Here is a 19,373-nt window from a genome sequence, read left to right as displayed (position 1 = left end):
GCCGTCAGACTTGCTGGCGGTGGGGGCAGATTGCGCTGGTGCCATCAAGGGCGTCCTCACAACCGCTTCTCATGCACGTGGCGTGCATGAGAAGCGGTCTGCGGGACGCATCAGGTTGCGCGACGGAGGGGCACGACGACGCATTCACCCAGTCGCTTGGGGTCGATCCGGTAGTACTTGATGTGCCCGAGTCTCTCGGTCTCCTGAAGCCAGCCGGCTTCGATGACCTGCTTACGAGTGCGCGAAAAGACGGTGGGCGCCATGCCTACGAGCTTGGCCAGCTTGGCTGCAGTCTCGAGTACCGCACCGGAGCGGTCCGTCGGGTGCAGGGCGTACAGCATGACCACGAGGCGCTGGTTGGCGGTCATGCCGGCCGTGGCCTCGAGCAGCTCAAGGTTCGTCTGCTTGTCGGCGTTGGTCACTGGGCCTCCCACAGCGCTGGGGTCTTGTCGACCAATCCGGGGATGTCGGGCGGGTTGCACGTCTTCACTGCTTCCCGCTGCTCAAGCCCCGTGCCGTGGAAGGCGATGTAGGGGCTGATTCGGTAGAAGTTGTAGTTGCCGATGCGCCCTCGGACAATCAGGATGCGGTGTTTGGCCAGCTTCCTGTTGATTTTTCCGACAGCGTCGGTTGACATCCCTACCTGTCGGGCGATGTCCGCTCCAGTGGCCCGGAGCGGTTCCAAGCCTTCGGGCGAGACCCCGATCCACCACAGGACGAGGAACTTCTGGCTGGGCGTGAACGCCTTGGATTCCGTGATGGCCGCGACGCGCGTTTTGTCGACCTGCGTGTGCCTGCCGGAGAAGGCGTACGGCGCATAGGGGACCGGCTCACCTGTATCGGCGTCGACCAGTCTGCGTACTGCTCCCAACGGGCCCTCCGTGCCTGGGCATTGACGGATGGTTCATGAGGGGCGACCGCCAGGCCGCCCAGATGAACTTAACGTACATGAGCACAAGGTCAATTGATCCTGCCTGGGAGTCGTGTCGTCCCGCTCCTTCCCCGACTGGCGGCCGGTCCGGCGGGGTCCGTCCCAGCTCTCAGATATGCACCTCACGTCAATGAACAGCGGTTCCAGGAACGCCTACCCAGACCCTGGAACCTGGGTAGCAGCTCTGACAGCAGTGGTGCCCAGTTCCTTCGAGCCTGCTCCCAGCTCTATGAAGCGCGATGCCAGATCTGTGAACCGGCGTGACACTGCCAGGGAAACCGGGCAGGCAGATCAGGGAATCGCTCTCTGCGGCGGCCCGAACTGCCAGCCAGTCCCCCGGATCTTGATCAGCCCGTGCATTTCAGCAGGTCAGAGGGCTTCTGACAGGTGCGCTCTCTTACCTAAGGGTGAGGGCGCAACCCGGTGTCGCCGGAGCATGCAGCGGTTACTGAAGCGATTACGTCCCGGCTCGTGGCCTGTACCAGTGTTTACTCCGGCTGAACCAAGACCACACACCGAACACCAAGCCCGGCATGTGCACTCCGGCTGACGTGAGTGCTCGGACTCAACGATGACGGCTCCCTTTGGCAAGTCGGCCGGTCACCTGCACACATCCCTGTTGCTTCCCGGCGCGGACGGGCCTGCGCCACTCTGAAACCGTTTCGCGCCGGGAAGTGACGGGGCAGCGGGGTCCAGGGGCCGGCGAAGGCCCCTGGTACCACGCAGCCCGACCACTTCCCCGATGCTGTCGCAACCTCACACCCCGTCACGGCTTCTGCCCTGACGGTCTGGGGCTTCGGTGACCTGCAGGTGAGCTGCGACCTGCAGGAGATCTCTGGGAGCGGTCCCTGCAGGTGAGAGAAGGGAAAACACTCTCACCTTCACTCCTGTCACGATTCCCGCTGTACGGCCCTGCCGCTTTCCCTTATGGTCACCGCTTGTCCTTGTCCGAGCCGGTCAGGGCGCCGTCCTTGCCTCAGTGGAGCACGGTGTTCGCGCTGTTCCAGTTCTCCACGACCTTGGAGGCCGCCGTGGCTCTCGCGCCGCAGGCCGGGGCCGGCAAGGTAGTCGCACGCGAAGATCGTGCGCACCGCGCGGCCGAGCTCTTCGAGCGCGGGTGGCTGGGGTGTGGGGCAGAGCCTCACAAGGGTTCTGGCCTGGCCTGTTCGAGCCTAGCGTGATCACACGGGGTGATGCTTCTCTAACCCAGTGTCAGTGGCCGCTGCAACGATGGGCAGTTGTGCGGGGACACACGACGAGGGGGAGAAACGGTGCCTTGGGTCAAACCGTATGTGCGCTCTGACGGGACGCCGGTTCGCGGGTACTCCCGCTGGGCTCCGGGAGCGCGCCGGGACGTGGCGATATTAGCCGTGGTCGGGCTGGCTGTCGTCGGCATGGGCAACGGCGGGGGTGCCGGGTCGAGCCGGCGCGACGGCGAGTCCCCTCGTCCGCTTACGACGGCGCAGTATCCGATCAAGTTCGAGACCAGTACGACGAAGGTGAAGCGGCCCCAGTCCACTGTGTCGTATCCGATTCCGTGGGCATCTGGCGGTGCCCGGTGACGCGGCGGCGGACCCGGCGAAGGGGCAAGCGTCAGCAGCACGCGAACGAACAGCTCCTGATGGCCCTGGGCGGGGCAGTCATCGTCATCGGGCTGTTCGTGACGGTGGTCAACTGGCTGCTGGCCCACTGGTGGGTGCTCATCGCTGTGGTGGTGCTCGCGGGCCTGGCGGGCGCCGGCTGGGTGTATCAGCGTCAGCAGCGGGCGCGGTGGGAGCAGGTGCAAGCGCGTGCTCTGCGCTATGCGCTGCCGCAGCTGGATGCCCTGCACCACAGGGAGTTCGAGCATGCGGTGCGGGAGCTGATGCGCCGGGACGGCTGCCGGGACGCGGTCCGGGTCGGCGGGGGCGGCGATCTGGGCGCGGATGTGAAGGCGACGGACCCGTTCGGGCGGCGCTGGGTGATCCAGTGCAAGCACCGTCGTGGCGGGGACCGCGGCTCGGCGGTGGGGACTCCGGATCTGCAGGTACTCAACGGGACGGCTCGTCCGGTCCACGGCGCGGATGTGGTGGTGCTGGTGACGAACGGGCGGGTCACGAAGCCGGGCGTGACCTTCGCGGAGACGCAGCGACTGCACCTGGTGGACCGACGCCTGCTCGCGATGTGGGCGGCGGGGTCACAGCCGCTGTGGGAGCTGCTGCGGGCGGTGCCGCCGCCGCATCGTCCCTCGGCTCTGTCCTGAGAGTGCAGCAGGGAGATCAGCGACCGGACCGCCTCTTCTCCCGCAGCGCCGGTCTCCCCGGAAGAGCAACGTCCCACTGACCGGGGGACTGGCGCAGGACGCGCAGCATCGTACCGAGCGTGGCCATCGTGTTGTTCGCCTCCACGGTGGCGTGCGCGACACGCTCGACGGCCTTGACCGCATCGTTGTAGGCGTGGCCCGGCTCGGGGTGCAGGGCGTAGGCAGCGGCGTGCGCACGCTTGAGATGGTCGTCGGCAGATCCGCGGTCCGGCTGTCCAGCAGCGGCACGGACGGCCGTGCCGAGCAGCGCGGGCTCTCAGACGAGAGAACTTCCAACAGGGCGGCAGCGTTGTGGCCCTCTGGGAAACCTTCGCCAGGGACCTGACACTCTCCTTGTGACCGCCAATACAACGCCGATCGAACCAGGAGCAGCCTCGCCGGAGGGCATACGGAAGCTGATCTCACCAGTTCGTTACGTCCTGTGGGATCTTGACGGTCCGATGTGCCAACTGTTCGCAGGGCACCCCGCGGGCAAAGTGGCTCATGAACTGGTCGCTTCCATCGAAGAGGGCCGCCAGCCCGAACTACTGACGATGGAGGAACGTCTGCTTAAAGATCCGCACGCCATGCTGGTCGGCATCAGCCGACGACATCCCGGCAGCAGGCAGGTCGCGAAATGGGAGGACTGGCTCACCGAACAGGAACTGCTGGCTGTACGCCGTGCCCTTCCGACACCCCACGCGTCGGACCTCATCAAGGCATGGTCGGATCAGGGCGCCCGGTTCGCCCTCGTCACCAACAACTCAGCTCGGGCAGCTACCGCCTATCTCAGCAGCCAGGGCGTTGCCAGTCACTTCCCTCATGTCTACGGGCGCACACGCGACCTCAGCCTGATGAAGCCTCATCCGCACTCCCTGCTGCAGGCACTCAACGCAATGAGGGCCGCCCCCTTTGAGACGTTGATGCTCGGTGACGCACCAACGGACTACGCGGCGGCGCAGGCAGCTGACGTGCGCTTTATGGGCTACGCGGACGACGCACTGAAGGCTGACGCTCTCCGGCAGGCAGGCGTGGAAGCGTCATGCATCGTGCGCTCTCTGAAAGAGGTCTGTGACGCGCTCACATACCAGCCCTGAATGCCGCCACCAGTAGGAAGAGCAGGACCCCCCACCAGAGGACCGAGAGCAAGGCTTCCAGCATCTGCCGGAACCTCGTCATCAGACGTTCGCGAGTCTCCTTGTGACACAGCGCGATCAGTGTGAGTACCAATGCCTCGAGTGCAAGGCTCACGACTCCGTACCATGATTCACCCTGCCTCGAGACGGCAAAGTTCCACACTAATTCCCAGAGGACCATACATACCACCGTCCACTTCGGTAAATTTGGCTACCACTATGCCAATTGGACTGTATTGCTCCCTGTCGGTATCCCCGCCCAGCTTGATCCTGTAACTCGCAGGTCAATTGGACCAACAGACTGGCGCAAATTGGTGCCCTTGCTGGTCCCGTGCGATACGGTCGGTATGTGAGTGACGGACCGAGCGGTGGCCGCGGAGCAAGCCAGTACGTGCTGACGGAACTGCGTGCCCGCCTGCTTGCCAAGGCGTACCCATTCAACAGCAATCTGCCGACACAACGCGATCTTGCCGAGGACCTAGGGGTCTCTCGGGCCACCGTGCAGAAAGCTCTCGGACAGCTCGTAGAGGAGGGCTGGATCGAGTCACGACAAGGCAGCGGTTCGCGCGTGATCAGGAAGGCCCCGGCTGCGTCCGCCACCGGCGGTATCTCTCGCATGCGAACTGCGGAGCTCGGATGGTTCGTCGAACAAGCCCTGCAGCAAAACGAAGTCCAACTTGACGTCTACTGCCTCACGTCCGAGTCGCTCGACATCCATCTTCGTCTTCAGGCGGAGCGCATCCTGACAGGGGCGACTCAGGGCCCAGGAAAGATCAAGCTGCGCATCATGCTGCCCACCGAGGACTTGCTGCTCCCCTTCCCGCGCAACGATGGTGACCCTGGTGACGCGCGCGTGGTGCAGCGCTTGCGGAAGATCTCTGCCCGATGCTTGTCCTCTGTGGAGGACACCCTCCAGAACCTGCGCGCCAACGGCTCGGTCCGAGATATCGGTTTCAGAGTCAAGTACGTTCCGGTGGCGCCGATGTTCAAGTCGTACCTGCTCAACGGGAGAGAGCTCTTCCTGAGCATGTACACGGTGGAGAAACGGCGCATCCCGCTGGGCGATGAGGAGGTCGACGCACTCGACGTCCTCAGCGTCGGTGCCGCCGGAACGTACTTCAGCAAAAACGACGAAGCGGACGATGCAGAGTCCGCGTGGGTAGAGAAGCAGCAGACCTGGTTTAACTCCCACTGGGAACACACCTGACAGAGGGATGCCTCCCTCTGTCCAGATGTCCACCCACTGCCGTGGCTGAACCCGTTGGGGGCCGCCTTCGTTGCGATGCAGTCAAAATGGCCTGCTGCCGGTTCTGCAGGTCTAAGGTGTGCTCACATTTGCTTTGAGTGACATGAGCGGCTGGCGAAAGCACGTCTTGCTCTAGGTTCCCCCCCAGGAGCAGCGTGCCCGTGAGAGTCGATGCCATCGACGAGTTTGTTTGCCAGGCCCAGCGGTCCGGCGCAGCCAGCAACGGCTATCACAATCTCAACTATGTCTTCCCGTTGTCCGAGCGTGCGGCGCAGCTCACCGGGACCGAGCAAGGCGCTCCTGTCCTGGTCAGAGTTCCGCAGGCTGAATCCGTCCGTGTCGTCATCAGGACCTGGCCCAGCGAAGCAGATCTACTGGAAGCCCTGAAAGACCTGCTGCCCCATGTACCGCGCTGTCTGGCCAGAACTGCAACGGCAACCGTCCTCACCTACGTAGCGGGCACCCCGTTCTCCCGCTTCTGCCCGGCCGGCAAACCCGTCGACCCCTTGCAGATCTCGGATATAGCTCACCTTCTGGCTCAGACAACCGCTGTACGCCGCGAAGCACTGCCCCCGCTACCCGACTACTGGCCTCAGGACGACGAGGACAGCCAGAGCTATCTGCAGACCCTGGCGCTGTCGGCCGACCGCCAAATCCGACAGCCCAATTGGCCCGTGTACGGCGATCTCTTCAACGCCCTGGGCGTTGCTGAAGACGTGCTGGTCCGACTGGCCGAGCGCGTACCAGGCATGACACACCGTCCGTACAGCCTGCTTCACGCAGATCTCCACCGCGACAACCTGGTCGTCACCGAGCACGGCACCCCCCGCCTGATCGCAGTCGACTGGGAACTCGCCACCTACGGCGACCCCCTGCACGACCTCGCCACACACCTGATCCGCATGCAATACCCCGAGTCCCAGAAACAGGAGGTGATCGATGCATGGGCTGGAGCCGTTGACTCGGTCACCCCAGCCGCCCTCAAGGGTCTAGACACGGACCTGGCGCACTACATCGCCTTCGAGCAGGCTCAGTCGATCTTCCCCGACGTCATAAGGGCCGTGAATTCCCTGGCATGGAGTCCATACCCGGACGACCATGACGAGCGCCTGAACGAGGCCGCGTCGGGCGTGCACCGGGCGCTGGAGGATGCCGCCAAACCCCTCGGACTGAAGGACATTCCCAGCCTGCCCAGGGTGAGAGACCTCCTGCACCAGTGGCAGGCACCCTCTCCGGACACCTGGTCGCCGCCCAGAACAGTCCAGCCAACTGAGCACCGACGTGAAACCCCAGCACCCTCGCCCCTGGCCACAGGCCGGAGGCAAACCCACCGAACTGCCAGAAGCTGACGTCCCCCACGGCGAACACCTGGCCGACCCCACACGCCGTCCCGCACCTGGTCAAAGGCCGCCCGCGCGGCCCCACCCATGAGGACAACCGTCCGACTGAAGCCCATGGAACACCCCGCCGAGAGGCCACCGCCCTCCGCTCCACTTGAGCTGGACTGTTGCGACCACCACTAGAACCCAAGCCTCCCCAGCCGACCGGGGCTTCGCACCCTCCGCAGCGCGACCACGTCGTAGCAGCCGCGCCCTACAGGGTGCCGTCCTTGCGGTAGCGCCCGACGACCCTGCGCAGTTCCAGCGCTACTTCAGCCCGGTTGAGGCGCTTCGCCCGGGCGTAACGGGTGACCTCGTCCTGCACGGCGGCTGCGGCATCGAACCAGATGCGCCGTTGTTCGGTGCGTTCGGCGTGGTCCTCCAAGTGTTCAAGCCTTCGGCGTTCACGGTCGGAGGCCCGTTGCAAGGCGACCATGCTTGCAGGCAGGCCGGTCCGGAGATCGCTGACGTGCGAAGCGGCCGACGGGCTGAGCGCGTTGCCAGAGATGCCGTGCTCCGCACGCGCAGCTGTCGTCTCGACTGCCGGTGCTGCGGGCTGGAGGGGAATCAACGATGCCGGGCGTGCAGGATCCGGCAGAACCGGGGCCGCTGCCGCGGTCGCGGTGGCAGCGTCGACTCGGCAGGTGGGGCGGTTCGGGCTCGCGGTGGCCGCCGGCCGGTCCTCTTCCTGCAGCGGAGGCAGACGGGTGTCGTCACCGTGAAGGTCCTCGAGGCGGTCACGGTCGACGCCGGTGACCCAGAAGCGGTGCACCTTGGTACCGACGCGGAACTGAACCGGCACGATGCTGCCTTCGGCCGTACGGCGCACCAGGTCGTCGAAGAGGACATCCCGCGGCTTGGGCGTGGCATGAGCCTTGCCACAGCGGCGCACGCCGTTCGGGCAGGGATAGTCGGCGTGGACGTCGCAGATCCAGAAGTCCATGGCACGGAACCCGGACACGACCCTCAGATCGCCGGTCCGGGCGATGATGTAGGCGGGCAGCTTGTCACTGCGGGTCCACTGCGTGTCGTTGCGGTAGGCGTAGGCCGCCCGGTCGGTGTGCCAGGCCGGTGTGATGCCGTTCTTCTCGGCCTTCGCGGCGCGGGCGCGGACACTGCGCGGCCCCTCACCGCCGGCAGTGGACAACTGCACCTCCCAGCCGATACGGCGCCCGTCGACCCCCTCGACCAAGGTGTCCGTCTGGATCCAGCTGCGGCCCACCCGGGTACGGACCTCGCTGTCGCCGCTGAACCCCGCCTCCTCAGCAGCCCGCAAAATGCGCTCCTGGTACGCCTTGTGCTCGTCACTCATGGGCGTGATGTGGCGCTCTTCGTCCTCACGGCGCTCGTGGACCGCCTCGCGCCGGCCGTTGCGCATCCGCAGATGCATCCACGCCACGACGCCGGCCTCCTGGCACACTCCCCCGCACTGCAGTTCCCGCTCCGCCACCGGCACATTCCGCGCCGCCAGCATCTTGTCCATCCCGTAGACCATGTCCCACAGATCTTCGTACTCCGGATGATCAAGGTCACTCTTGCGTAGATCAAGGTAAATCCGCAGCTTCGTGTGCCAGACCACGTTGGCCACCCACTACCCGCCTCTCCATATGAAATACCGTCAAAAACAACGGTACGAGGCACCACTGACATCGGGCAGGGACGGAAACAGCCGTTCTGCGCCCGGATCCACCGATCGACGGCTGTGTGGGTCCGCTGCGCAAGCTATCGAGGAGTGATCGAGGAGTGGACGCAACGGCTGGGATGAAGCCGCCGTCGCAGAACCGTCGACGGTCGCGCACTGCGGGTCTGTCGAAGATCTTGTGATCGGGCCCGTAGCGCCGGGGCAACCTGACACCATGCCAGGCATGCAGTTCGCCGAGCTGTGAGCCCTTTCTTCTCATTTGGCCGGCGCCCTGGCCGAGTGCGGTGACCTTCGGCCCCTTCACGGCGCCGTGGCGGAGCTGAATGGCGCGAGCCAGATCATTTGAGGAGGCCTCGGATTGACACAGGAACAAAGCAACTCCTCCGACTCCCGCTGGATGGTTGTCGCCGGCCAGGACGGGCGCACGGTGCCTTCCGTGGTGATGACCAGATGGCAGTGGTACAAGACTGCTTGTGCCCGCCATCGGTGGCGGTACATGGTTACCGAGCTGCTGGGACTCGTCAGCGCCGCTGCCGTTCCGGCAGCGGTTGCGATGCGGCTGGGGTCGTCCGTCATCGCCGTACTGGGTGCGATCGTCGTGGTCGCCTCGGGAACACGTGTGCTCTTCGGTTCGCACGACGCCTGGGTCGAGTTCAGTCAGATCCGCTACGGCATCGAGCGCGAGATGGCGCTGTACCTGAATGCCTGCGCGCCGTACGACCGCGACGCCGGCGTCCAGTTGATCGTCGCTCGTGTCGAGGAATTGACCGCTTCAGGTGTGGAACGGTGGGCCACGCGACGTGTTGCCGCCATTCCGCCCCCGCCCGTCGAATCCGGGGGAGCGTGAGCCGAGGACAGCATCGGGGCCATCCGTCCAGGTGCCAGGGTCAGTGCGCCGTCCATCGAGGCTCAGTCGGGCCAGGTCGTGTGACCCCGGTTTCGAGAGGGGCCCAGCCGTTGAACCGCATACCTGGTAGATGCCCAGTTCAGAGCGCCAGCATCACAAAAACAGGGACAGAGACGAATTGCGCAACCGCTCACACGCGCGAGCCCTCTTTTTTGCGGAGTCCCCGGTAGGAATCGGGCTGCCCGAATCGTTTCTGCGTCATGGTCACAGTGGCAGCGTTATGCCGAGTTCCTGCAAGGCGGTGGAAGGCGGCCCGCCTTCGGAGCGTTCGGTCTTGTAGCCCGTGACGCGAGCGGTGAGGGTGCGCGGGTCGACGGCTTCGACGGGTGCCAGGATCGCGGCGAGGGAGTGCTGGATGCGGTCGCGGCCGCCGCCCGCGGCCCGGACAGCCTGCTGCGCGCGCGGTGGGACCGGGCGCGCAGCAGGGATGTTGGGGGCGGGCAGGTGGTGGAGATGATCGGGTTCGTGATGCCGTAAGCACGCCAGCTGTCGGTGGCTGCGGCAGGTGTCGTGGTGACCAGCAGGCTGTCGCCAACGATGGCATCGGTCATGGCCGGAGCCGCCAGTTTCTTCAAAGTGCGTTCCCCCCATAGCTATTGCCGTCACCATTCGTGAGGGTTTCACCATGTTCGGGTGCCGCGTTGAAGCGGAGTACTTCGAACTGTTCAGGTTGAACGTACGACCTCAACGTACTGGTGTTCGACCTGGCTCCGAGCGCACGTCGTGATGCGGCCGCCGAGCTCCAGCGGGGCAGCGGCTTCTGCGAGTGCAGCTGCCCCGGCCGTGCACGTCAGCCCAGGGCGACGTCCACCCTGTTCGGATTTCCGTACACACGGACATGGAAGACCCTGGGAGCTTGCGTCGAGCGCTGAGGGTCCGACGCCGTATTTTGTTCGAACACCATGTACCAGGAACGGGAACGGCCTTCGTCGACGTCGCGCTCCCGCAGGGAATCCTGATCGACGGGGAGGCGCCTTTCGGCGCAGTAGACAGCGACAGCGGCACGCCCCAGAAGCACCGCGTTGTCCCGGGAAATCCGCGGATACCTGAATAGCCTTCTACGCCCACGGGCTACATCGAATGCGTGTTTGGCCGCCTCGTACCCGGCACTACCGAGAACTCCGGTGCCCAAGCTGACAGTTGTCCACTCCAGGACGTACACCGCACCCCCTTGCCGCTCTCATGCCGTCACCGGCCACAACATGCTAGGCAGGCCTGGCCGACTCCGTCGAGACACTGGCACAATCACGACGGTTCACGGAAAGTCCGGCACCGCACACCGTGACCGACAGGGGGATCACGATGCTTTTCGCCGCGATCGATTTCGTACAGTACCGGTGGGGAAAAGGTCGTTACCGGAACGACCGACTGCAGGAGCGGGGATGGCGGAGCGCCGTGGTGGAGAATTTCTCCGGATCCGCCGAACCGGCGCCTGTCGAAGCGCTGTTGTTTCACCCCCGCCACTCGCTCGTCAGCTGGCTCATCATGTACATCAGCAACAATGCGGCCTCCCATGTGGGCCTCTATGTCGGTGACGGAGACGTTTACCACTCGACCACGGCCGGAGTGCTGCGGCAGCCCCTGTCGCGCTTCCTCGACGGGCAGTCGCTGATCAAGGTACGGTCTCTCCCCGTAGTCATGACGGAGGAGGAGCAGGCCCGAACGCGCACCGTCATGACAGGGCTTAGCGGTCTCCGCTACAACTGGAGATCGACGATCCGCCAGGGACTCGGCCACCTCGTCGGCCGGGAGAACCCTGGCTACCTGCTGAGCTTCGGCCGCGACACCAGCCCCGTCAACTGGCGGCTCTACACCGACGTCCTGACCACGTTCGGCATCGCCGGCCTCACGCTCTTCCCGCCCTACGCCGTGGGAGTGGCGGCGCTCGGCTACGTCCTGGTCCTAGGGGTGAACCTCACCCGAGCGGCACGCCTCGTGCGGGAGGCCCAGTACCCGATGCCCTCGGTCGGCTGGATGCTCGGCGGCCATTACGCGGCCTTCCTGATGCTGTCGCAGGAAGGGGGAGACACAGGCCAGGCGGAGCAAAGCACCGAACCCGCACCCGCCGAAGGCTTGTGGGGCCTGCTCGTCCTGCTGGCCGATGGCCATTGGGCGCTGTCCGCGCGCGAGCCCCACCCCGGGGACGCCCCCGTGGCCCACCGGATCGCCGCCTGCCTGCTGCTGGCCGCCGGGAAGCTGGCCGGGCAGGCACGCGCGTCCGTCGAGGCATGCGCCCTGGGAATGCTCCGCGAAGGCGAGGCGCCACCACCGCCGGCCCTGGACGAACTGGTCCGGACCGTCGACAGCGTGGACGGGGTTCAGTTCGCCACGGTTCTAGAGCTGCTGCAACCGGCACGTACCGAACGCGTGGCCCTATTGGCCAAGATCTACGCGGACATCGCCCACCACCTGGCCAGCAATCCGAACTTGGCCGAACCGTACGCCCGGCGGGCGCGAGAGGGCGAGGCACTGCTGCATGCCGCCGTGGGAGACGGTGAGCCGGACAGCCCCTCCACCCCTCGATGATGCTGGGTAAGCGCGGCAAGACGACGGAGAGGGAGGCGCCCCAGCGCCGCGCGGACCAGTGCGATCATGAGCTGACCGAACAAGCTGGTCAATGGTCTGTTCCAGGCGCCGCTTCGTCGCTCAGGCCACCGACTTCGGGCACACGGTGAGTCGACCAGAGTCTGCGTCGTACCCGACCGCGACGACGTGCCCGGCGAACTCGGCGCGATGACCTCCCACCGCGGGCGCAGGGACGCGCCGACGTCCGGGAGCTACCAGGCTCGCTCGGTCACCAGCGGCACCGAGCCCTATGGGGCCCCGACCGTCGTGCTGGATCACCCGGGTCGTGCGCGGTTTGGGCTGCGCCGTACGTTCGTCGCCGTTCTTCCTCGCAGTCTCCGGCGCGGCCCGCAGCGCGACCCGGGCCAGGTCGACCCCTAACAGCTCGCCGCCACTCATGGCTGTTCCCAGGTGGTGTAGCCGAGTGACACGTGCCCCAGGCGCGATAGGCGGGTCACCTGCTCAACGAAGGCTCTGGTGAACAGGCGCTGTGCCGACATCTCGCCGTACCGGTCGATGCGGTCGATCGCCAGCTGGTGATCTTTCGCGGCGCGGGTGCGCCAGCTCAGGACCTGCTCGCGGGTCAGTTCCTCGAGTACCAGCGGCGCCTGGTCGACGCCGTCGGCTTCCCGCTCCGGTGTGTTGGCTGGTGCAGGGCGGGGAGCGGACGGCACGATCGGGGCCAGCGGCGCAGCTGGCTCATCGACGGCGGGGCGCACAACTGCGGCTTCGGCGCGGCCCTTGGCTGCCGCCGCTTGCCGGGCCCGGACCTGCGCCCACCGGTACTCGCGGCCCCATGCCTGGGCGGTCACGGTCTCGTGCAGCTGCTGCTCGGTCGCCGAACGGCGCTCCTCCGGCGAGGCGTACGGCACTGCGGCGTCGACGGCGGCCGCGACCGCGTGGCGCTGGGCCCGGCGGTCGGCCTGCCGGTCCTCGCACCGCGGGCACTCGCGGCCCGCGTCGAGCAGCACGCCTTCATCGCACAGCGTGTCGCCGCACTCCTGGCGTTGGGGCAGAGCCCGGCTGACCAGCGAACCCACCGGGTTTACGATTGGCGCACCCAGACGCATCTGCTCCTCCAGGCGCCGGGCGAGCCGGTCGACCAGGCTGTCGAGCATATGGACCAAGCGCTGGAGACTCTGCGCGCCGCTTTCGTTGACCATCTCGCCCCCATCGTCCGCCCGCGGCCAGAGATCCGCTGGGAGGCAGCGGTGACAGCGATGGAGCACTCCCGAGCGGGGATGATGACCGTGATGAGATCCGAGATCCGGTCCGCCCCGAGGATCGGCCGCGCCAGCCGGGCCCGTTCCCGCGTCATACCTCGATGTAGGCCACGACCACCACGGTGCGCAGAGCGGTGACGAAGTACAAAACGCGTACCTGCTCGACTTCGTCGGTGTACTGGCGCAGTTGGGGGCCGGTGGTGTTGCCGGGGAGCGGTTCGCCGGCGTCGGGGTCGACGGAGATGACGACCAGGGCGCGGTCCAGGGCGTGGATTTCTGCCTCGGTGGTGAGGTTCTCCAGCTGCTTGGCTGCGGCGTCGGAGAAGGCGATGCGGGCGCGGCGTGGGCTGTGCTGTGGGGGCATCAGGCGACGGCGGGGCGCTGTGCGGCGAGGCGGGCGAGGTGGGCTTCGCGCAGGTCCTCCCACGGCGTGCAGTCCTCCACCGCGGGCAGCCCGTTTTCGGCGATGTCCTCCAAAACGGCGGCGAACTGGTCGGCGTTCGCGCGGGTCCTGGCCGCGTACGCGCGCAGCCCGTCGGCGGCCGCGGGCTCCAGCTGCTGCCGGGCGTGGTCAGCAAGTGTCGGCTGTTCGCTCATCGAGGACTCCCCAAGCGCGGACTGGCGTGTCGCACCACGGTATCGCCGGGCAGGCTGGCCCTGCACTCCTCCGGAGAATCCGGGCGTCCTGCGACTCCCTCGGCTGGGCACGGGTGGGTCGCCCGCCGCTGAACGAGCCGATGGTCGGCCGAACATCCCCGCGGGCGCGGGGAGCAGGACGACAAGGCCATCAAGGCCGCCGTCACCAAGGGACCATCCCCGCGGGTGCGGGGAGCAGCCGACCGTGACCGGCACCTGGTCGCCGCCCGCTGGACCATCCCCGCGGGTGCGGGGAGCAGCGGGGCCGCCGTTGTCCCCGCAAGGGCGATCGGGACCATCTCCGCTGGTGCGGGGGAAGCCGGGGAGTGACTGTCCCGGACCATGTTGGGACCGTCCTGCGGGTAGGAAACTTAACGGATGAGGAGGAGGCCGCAGCCGTAGGCGCGGGCACGGCCTATGCCGTCGTTCAGCGCGTTCACGAAGGTATGAGGGTCAGTGACGGTGAGACGGCCCTTGATTTCTGCGCGGGCGACGACCAAGCCTTTACGGCTGGTGCTTTTGAGGCTGCCGAGCATTTGGATGTTGAGGGTGTCGGAGTCCGTAGTTGCTCCGATCCTGGACACGCCGCTGGGGCCGGTGGGCGGTTCGCCTTCGGGCTGAAGGCGTCGGGTGAACCAGTCTTTGGCGTGGTGGGGGGCGGTGTGGGGGATCCGTTTGCCGCGGATTTTGTTTTCGACCGCTTCTTTCCCCGGTGAGATGGTTTTGGTGGGGTTCACGACGGTGCGGAAGGACACGACGTCCCCGGTGTTGAGGGTGCGGTCGACGGTGAGGGTGTGAGGTTTGTCCTTCAGGGCATCGGCGGGAATGCCGGACCAGTCGGCTGGTACGCGGGCTTGGACGACGAGAATGAGGACGCCGGCTTTGAGGTCGACGGACCAGGTGGACAGGACGCCCATCTGGGCGCGTGCGTCTGGTTGTCCGTCTGGGACCCAGTGGTAGAAGCCGCTCATGATGTTGCGGTGCATGTGCTGGGCGTCGATCATCGCTTTGGCGGTGTAGGGGTGCCGAGCGTCGAGTGTGAGGACGCTGTGCGAGGTGACGAAGTGCGCGGTGCTGCTCACTGGATCACGTCCCATTTGGTAGCGGTGGGTTCGGGGCTGATCCGGGTGCGGTATTCCCAGCGGTTGGTGTGGGAGCGCTGGTCGGGATGGAAGCTGACGGGCTGGTCTGTGATGGGCGTGGTGCCTGTGGTGCTTTGCGGGCTTTCGATCCAGGCCCAGGGGCGGGAGTCGGTGGCGTCGGGCAGCAGGGCTGTGGCGGTGAGGGCTTCCTCGAGGGCTGCTGCTTGGACAGCGCCGGCGATTGTTCCGGACGGTGGGCATGACTTTCGGCCGAGCCATAGCAGGCGCTTGGGGTGTTCCAGGGCGTGGGCGATGCTGTCCAGAAGTGAACGGTCTGGGTGTTCGAGGGCGGCCACGAATGAGGCGTCGGCGAGGTACCAGCGTTCGGTGATCAGCGCAGTGCGGGAGAGCTCTGCGGAGATCAGGGTTCCGGAGGCGGGATCGCTGCTGATCTTTTTGGGTGCTCCGTACCAGTTGCTGAGGGGGTGGTGTCCGAACGACGGTCCGGTGGCGGCTTCGAGGGAAGCGGAGAGGGCTGCGGCGCGGCGGTGGTCGGTGATGATGTCGCGGGGCCGTACGGGGTAGGTGCCGGCGCCGACGGTGTGGTAGTCGCGTACGGGTGTTCCGGGTCGGTCGGCGCGTACGGCGAAGCGGATGTCGGCGAGTGGGCCGAGGAGTTCGGTGCGGTCGTGGCCGAGGGCTGCGGCGCACATGCCGATGACTGCGGATTTGGTGGGGCGGGAGTGGGTGTCGCGGTGGGAGAAGCGGGATACCGCCCCCCAGGACTGCAGGGGGGCGGCGAGCCGTGCGAGGAGGGTGAAGGTCATGCGATGAGCTCCTCGACGGTGGCGGCTTCCTTCGCCAGGAGGGCTCCGCTGGCCGCGAGTTCGCTGATGATGTGGTGCGTGTCCATGTCGTAGGTGAGGACGCGGCCTGCGGTGATGTCGGGGCGGCGGGCGGCGACGAATGCGTGGTGGGCCAGGATCCGGCGGGCGGCGGCGTGCGCTGCGGGGCCGTCTGCCATCTCGTCGATAGGGTTCTGGAATGTCGCGGCGTAGTTGAATGGCCGGTCTCCTTCGAAGGAGAGGACCAGGCTGGGCAGCGTGCCGGTCGAGGCTGTGCTGTTCTTCTTCGCTTCGGGGAAGGCGTCGACGAAGGCGGTGACGAACTCCTTCTCCGCGGCTACGGCGGCGGCCTCGGCGTCCGGCTGGCTCATGCCGGCGGCCCGCAGGTTGGTGCGCAGCTGCCGGCGGTCCAGGACTGCGTGGCGGTAGAAGGTGCCGGAGATGAGCGACTGGTATCCGGTCATGCCTGCGCCGGAGTCGTCAGCGGAGTCGAGGAAGTCCAGGGCGTTCTTCTTCCGGTCGAGTTTGGCGTCATCGGCCGCGGCGTAGAAGTCGTCGATCTGTTCGGCTTCGTGGACGGTGAAGGCGTGCGCGGTCTGGATGGCGCCGTCGACGTTGGGCGATTCGGCGATCTCGGCGAGGAAACGGCCATACAGCGCGATGTCGATGGCGTCGCGGGGTGCGAGTGCGGTGAGCACCGCGGTACGGGTGGCTTTCGGCAAGGCAGGGATCTTCTCGGTGCCCGGTGCTGCGTCCCCGTCGGGGGCAGTCTCAGCAGCCTTCTTCCCCTTCGGCTTGTCCGCTCCTTCCTTGGCCTTGAGGTAGACCTCCATCCATGCGGTGAGGTCGTCGCGGTGGGTGTGGATGTGGCCGGCGATCTGCTGTCCGGCGTCTGCCGGTGCGAACACCAGGACCTTGGTGAGGTTGGCGACGGTCTTCTTTGCCGGGTCACTGAACTTCAGGCCGAGGGCTTCGAGTACCGCCCGGGCGGTGACGATGGCCTCGCTCAGGTCCCAGTCGTGCTGGTCCTTCAGGGCGCGCGCGGTGATGAGGGCCCACTCCCGGGTACGGACACCGGTGGTGCGGCCGGCCAGCGCCCCTGTACCGGCGTTGGCCCGGTTACGGGAGTGGACGCGCTCGGCCCGGCGACGCGCCTGACTGGTGATCATGTGCCGTTCGACTCCGCCGTAGACGATGGCTTTCGGCGAGCCGTTCTCGTCCCGTACGGGCAGGACGGCGACGACGGTTTCCAGCAGGTGCAAAGAGAGGTACTGGGGGCCGGTGAACGCGGGTGCGCTGGTGGTCACTTTGCCGTCCCTTTCGGGGTGTAGGGATTGATGTGGAAGTCGGAGGCCCACTGGCGGTGGACGCGCCGGCCTTTGTCGCTCCAGGCCGTCAGGTCGTCGACGAGCTCTCGCCAGGCTGGTGGCGGCACCTCGCACACGCGCAGCCGTTCGACGGTGTGCTGCAGGTGACGCCAGGGGATGCGGCGGCTGGAGACGAGCCGGTCGACCAGCCGGCAGGCGCCGGGATCTTTGGGGCCGCGTGCGGCTGGGCTGCCGATGCGCCGTGCGGCCAGGCCCACGGTGCCGAAGCCGTAGGAGGGGCGTGAGGCGCCCCGGTGGTAGATGGCGAACAGGAACGCAACCTGTTCGAATATTTCACGCTGTTCTTCGGTGGGTGCGTGGGCGGCCGCCACAATGTGGCTGGTGGTGAGGGCTCGTGGGCGGCGCAGGGAGGCGAGCTGGCCGTAGTCGCGGGAGCGGACGAGTCCGGTGAGCCATCCGGTGAGCTGGTCGCCGGGGGTGGAATCCGGCCGGACGGTGCTGTCGTTGGTGCTCATGCGGGTACGTCCTCCTTCGCGGGTGCGGGGTTGTTCTTGCCGAGTTCGGCGCTGAGGCGCTCGGTTGCTTCGGCGTGGGCGCGAAAGCCCCGGCTGTTCGGGGGCAGGGAGGCCAGGCGCTGCTCGAGCAGCTGCTGGGCGGTGGTGTGGAGCGTGGAGGCGTAGGCGCGCAGGGCGTCGGTGAGCGGACCGCCGCCGGCTGCTTCGTCCAGCAGGGTGTGGAAGGGCTGGGCGGTGGCTGCCCAGTGTTCGCCGCGGGCGTCGAACCGTGCGAGCTGTGCTTTCTTGTCGGCCGGTTTCGGGTTGGGGTAGGCCACGCCCCACGCCGTGTACGCGGCTTTGTTCAGGCAGGCCGCCACGTGTTCGGCGATGCGTGCCCCGGTTTCGGCGGCGTGACGCAGGGCCGCTTCCCGGCCGGGGACGAAGGGGAAGACGTCGGAGACCCAGGTGATGGCGGTGGTCTGCTTGGCGACCAGGCCGACAGCCCACAAGGTCACGTTCCGGCCGGCGGGAAGAGTGGCGATGCGGCCGTAGAGGTCGGTGCCTTTTTTCCGGTCGGCGACTGCCGCGTACAGGGCGTGGGCTTCGCGCCACAGGGCGCGGGTGGCGGAGGGCCACAGGGCTTTCGTGGCGCCTGCTGCCGTGGTGGCGTAGACGGCGTCCTGCATGTACGGGGCGGCGAGCGGGGCCAGGAGTTCACCGGCTCCGATCAGCACCTGGTCCACAGCTGCTTGTCCGTCCGGGCCGGTGACGGGGCGCATGAGGACGGAACGGCCGAGCAGGGAGTGCAGGTCGGCCGGCCCGTCGACGGGCCGGCCCGTGGGCTTGGTGCGAAATCCGCGGCGTTCCTTCTGGGTCCACGTGCGGTTGAGCGTTCCCGGTCCGTCCGGGTACGGAGCAAGGTTCAGGCGCAGTGTGTCGCCGAAGGTGTCGCCCTGGGCGATGACCCGGACACGGGAGCCGAGGCGGGTGACGGCGAGATTGGTGATGGTCGGCCCCAGCGTCTCCTTGCCCGAGATCCGGGCGCGGCCGCCCGGCCCGTAGGTGTGCTGGGCCAGCAGGGCACGGAACGCTGCCGCGGCCGCCAGCGGAGCGGGGTGCTCGAGGTGGTGGTGGTCGAAGAACTGGTTGTAGTCGCCGACGTGTTCGATGACGAGCTGGGCGGGACCGGCTCCGTGCCGGTCGAGGAACGGCGCGAGCAGCGAGTTCTGCCCGAACGGGGCGGCCGGATCGAACAGGTCCCATTCGTGTGCCGGCTGGGCGCGAAGCCAGGCAGCGGCATCCGTGAGGGGCTGCCGGCCGGTGACCCAGTCCTGCCATTCGTCCTCGGTCTCCGGATAGCAGCCGGAGGCGTAGCAGACGGCCAGGAAGAACTCGATCAGAGCCACCGTCTCACCAGGCGTGGGAGCGGCGACACAGCGCAGTTCGTCTGCGGATTCCAGGGTTTCGGCCGTGCTGCGGGTGACCATGCCGCCCGCCGTTGTCAGTGCCGGGGTGCATGCTTCGGTGCGGACATCCCAACGCGGACGGGGGGCTCCGGTGTGACTCTCACCAGCCATCAGATCAAGCTCAACTCCTTTGTATTTATGGTTGGTTGAAGGTTGTGGGCAGGGAACGTAACACGGAACGGGATGACAATATGACGGAACATCAGGAA

18 protein-coding genes and 1 pseudogene are annotated in these 19,373 nt (G+C 66.8%); 6 read left to right on the top strand and 13 right to left on the bottom strand.

The features are described 5' to 3' along the window. Positions 1-110: 110 nt before the first annotated feature. From O1Q96_RS00550 to O1Q96_RS44725, 3 genes and pseudogenes are all read right to left on the bottom strand, one after another. Positions 111-422, bottom strand: coding sequence for a replication initiation protein, RepL2 (locus tag O1Q96_RS00550; RefSeq protein ID WP_269246310.1), 312 nt, complete (start codon positions 420-422; stop codon positions 111-113). Next, a complete protein-coding gene (locus tag O1Q96_RS00545) occupies positions 419-871 on the bottom strand; it encodes a MarR family transcriptional regulator (RefSeq protein ID WP_269246309.1) in 453 nt (150 codons plus the stop codon). The genes O1Q96_RS00550 and O1Q96_RS00545 overlap by 4 nt, the downstream gene beginning before the upstream one ends. A gap of 1,039 nt (positions 872-1,910) precedes the next feature. Next, positions 1,911-2,058 (bottom strand): annotated as a pseudogene (locus O1Q96_RS44725) (Tn3 family transposase); the annotation flags it as partial. Between the two features lie 494 nt (positions 2,059-2,552). Between O1Q96_RS44725 and O1Q96_RS00535 the strand changes: the two are divergent. The 4 genes from O1Q96_RS00535 to O1Q96_RS00520 all read left to right on the top strand — a co-directional run bounded on the left by O1Q96_RS00535 (position 2,553) and on the right by O1Q96_RS00520 (position 6,943). After that, entirely contained in the window at positions 2,553-3,173 is a 621-nt protein-coding gene (locus O1Q96_RS00535; protein ID WP_269246502.1) for a restriction endonuclease, read from the top strand. 395 nt (positions 3,174-3,568) lie between these two features. Next, a complete protein-coding gene (locus O1Q96_RS00530) occupies positions 3,569-4,309 on the top strand; it encodes an HAD family hydrolase (RefSeq protein WP_269246308.1) in 741 nt (246 codons plus the stop codon). Between the two features lie 388 nt (positions 4,310-4,697). Then, the gene (locus O1Q96_RS00525) at positions 4,698-5,555 is read left to right on the top strand and encodes a winged helix-turn-helix domain-containing protein (RefSeq protein WP_269246307.1); all 858 of its coding nucleotides are present in this window, start codon (positions 4,698-4,700) and stop codon (positions 5,553-5,555) included. 200 nt (positions 5,556-5,755) lie between these two features. Next, positions 5,756-6,943, top strand: a complete 1,188-nt coding sequence (locus tag O1Q96_RS00520; RefSeq protein ID WP_269246306.1) for a phosphotransferase family protein — start codon at positions 5,756-5,758, stop codon at positions 6,941-6,943. Between the two features lie 244 nt (positions 6,944-7,187). On the opposite strand, the gene O1Q96_RS00515 is transcribed toward O1Q96_RS00520, so the two are convergent. Then, positions 7,188-8,561, bottom strand: a complete 1,374-nt coding sequence (locus tag O1Q96_RS00515; RefSeq protein ID WP_269246305.1) for a hypothetical protein — start codon at positions 8,559-8,561, stop codon at positions 7,188-7,190. A gap of 451 nt (positions 8,562-9,012) precedes the next feature. On the opposite strand from O1Q96_RS00515, the gene O1Q96_RS00510 reads away from it, so the two are divergent. After that, a complete protein-coding gene (locus O1Q96_RS00510; RefSeq protein ID WP_143644703.1) occupies positions 9,013-9,462 on the top strand; it encodes a DUF4231 domain-containing protein in 450 nt (149 codons plus the stop codon). A 264-nt stretch (positions 9,463-9,726) separates the two neighbouring features. On the opposite strand, the gene O1Q96_RS00505 is transcribed toward O1Q96_RS00510, so the two are convergent. After that, positions 9,727-10,113 carry a DUF6009 family protein gene (locus O1Q96_RS00505; protein ID WP_269246304.1) on the bottom strand — a complete coding sequence of 129 codons (387 nt, stop codon included), beginning with the start codon at positions 10,111-10,113 and terminating at the stop codon, positions 9,727-9,729. 711 nt (positions 10,114-10,824) lie between these two features. On the opposite strand from O1Q96_RS00505, the gene O1Q96_RS00500 reads away from it, so the two are divergent. Continuing rightward, on the top strand, positions 10,825-12,048 hold the full coding sequence (locus tag O1Q96_RS00500) for a C40 family peptidase (protein WP_269246303.1): 1,224 nt from the start codon (positions 10,825-10,827) through the stop codon (positions 12,046-12,048). Between the two features lie 434 nt (positions 12,049-12,482). Here the strand turns inward: O1Q96_RS00500 and O1Q96_RS00495 are convergent, their stop codons facing one another. The 8 genes from O1Q96_RS00495 to O1Q96_RS00460 all read right to left on the bottom strand — a co-directional run bounded on the left by O1Q96_RS00495 (position 12,483) and on the right by O1Q96_RS00460 (position 19,185). Then, complete coding sequence (locus O1Q96_RS00495; protein ID WP_269246302.1) at positions 12,483-13,250, bottom strand: hypothetical protein; 768 nt, start codon at positions 13,248-13,250, stop codon at positions 12,483-12,485. A gap of 151 nt (positions 13,251-13,401) precedes the next feature. Beyond that, the gene (locus tag O1Q96_RS00490; RefSeq protein WP_269246301.1) at positions 13,402-13,674 is read right to left on the bottom strand and encodes a hypothetical protein; all 273 of its coding nucleotides are present in this window, start codon (positions 13,672-13,674) and stop codon (positions 13,402-13,404) included. Next, positions 13,674-13,907, bottom strand: a complete 234-nt coding sequence (locus O1Q96_RS00485) for a hypothetical protein (RefSeq protein ID WP_269246300.1) — start codon at positions 13,905-13,907, stop codon at positions 13,674-13,676. Before O1Q96_RS00485 ends, O1Q96_RS00490 begins: the two co-directional genes overlap by 1 nt. Positions 13,908-14,317: 410 nt before the next feature. Next, positions 14,318-15,028, bottom strand: coding sequence for a type I-E CRISPR-associated protein Cas6/Cse3/CasE (gene cas6e / locus O1Q96_RS00480; RefSeq protein ID WP_331276007.1), 711 nt, complete (start codon positions 15,026-15,028; stop codon positions 14,318-14,320). Then, positions 15,025-15,855, bottom strand: coding sequence for a type I-E CRISPR-associated protein Cas5/CasD (gene cas5e / locus O1Q96_RS00475; protein ID WP_269246298.1), 831 nt, complete (start codon positions 15,853-15,855; stop codon positions 15,025-15,027). The genes cas6e and cas5e overlap by 4 nt, the downstream gene beginning before the upstream one ends. After that, positions 15,852-17,180 carry a type I-E CRISPR-associated protein Cas7/Cse4/CasC gene (locus O1Q96_RS00470; protein WP_269246297.1) on the bottom strand — a complete coding sequence of 443 codons (1,329 nt, stop codon included), beginning with the start codon at positions 17,178-17,180 and terminating at the stop codon, positions 15,852-15,854. The genes cas5e and O1Q96_RS00470 overlap by 4 nt, the downstream gene beginning before the upstream one ends. Then, positions 17,177-17,716, bottom strand: coding sequence for a type I-E CRISPR-associated protein Cse2/CasB (gene casB, locus O1Q96_RS00465; protein WP_269246296.1), 540 nt, complete (start codon positions 17,714-17,716; stop codon positions 17,177-17,179). The genes O1Q96_RS00470 and casB overlap by 4 nt, the downstream gene beginning before the upstream one ends. Continuing rightward, positions 17,713-19,185: a type I-E CRISPR-associated protein Cse1/CasA gene (locus O1Q96_RS00460; protein WP_269246295.1), complete on the bottom strand. Its 1,473-nt coding sequence runs from the start codon at positions 19,183-19,185 to the stop codon at positions 17,713-17,715. The genes casB and O1Q96_RS00460 overlap by 4 nt, the downstream gene beginning before the upstream one ends. Between the last annotated feature and the right edge of the window lie 188 nt (positions 19,186-19,373).

The sequence above is a fragment of the Streptomyces aurantiacus genome (assembly GCF_027107535.1).
Lineage (GTDB): Bacteria > Actinomycetota > Actinomycetes > Streptomycetales > Streptomycetaceae > Streptomyces.
This window is presented reverse-complemented; position numbering and strand designations above follow the sequence as displayed.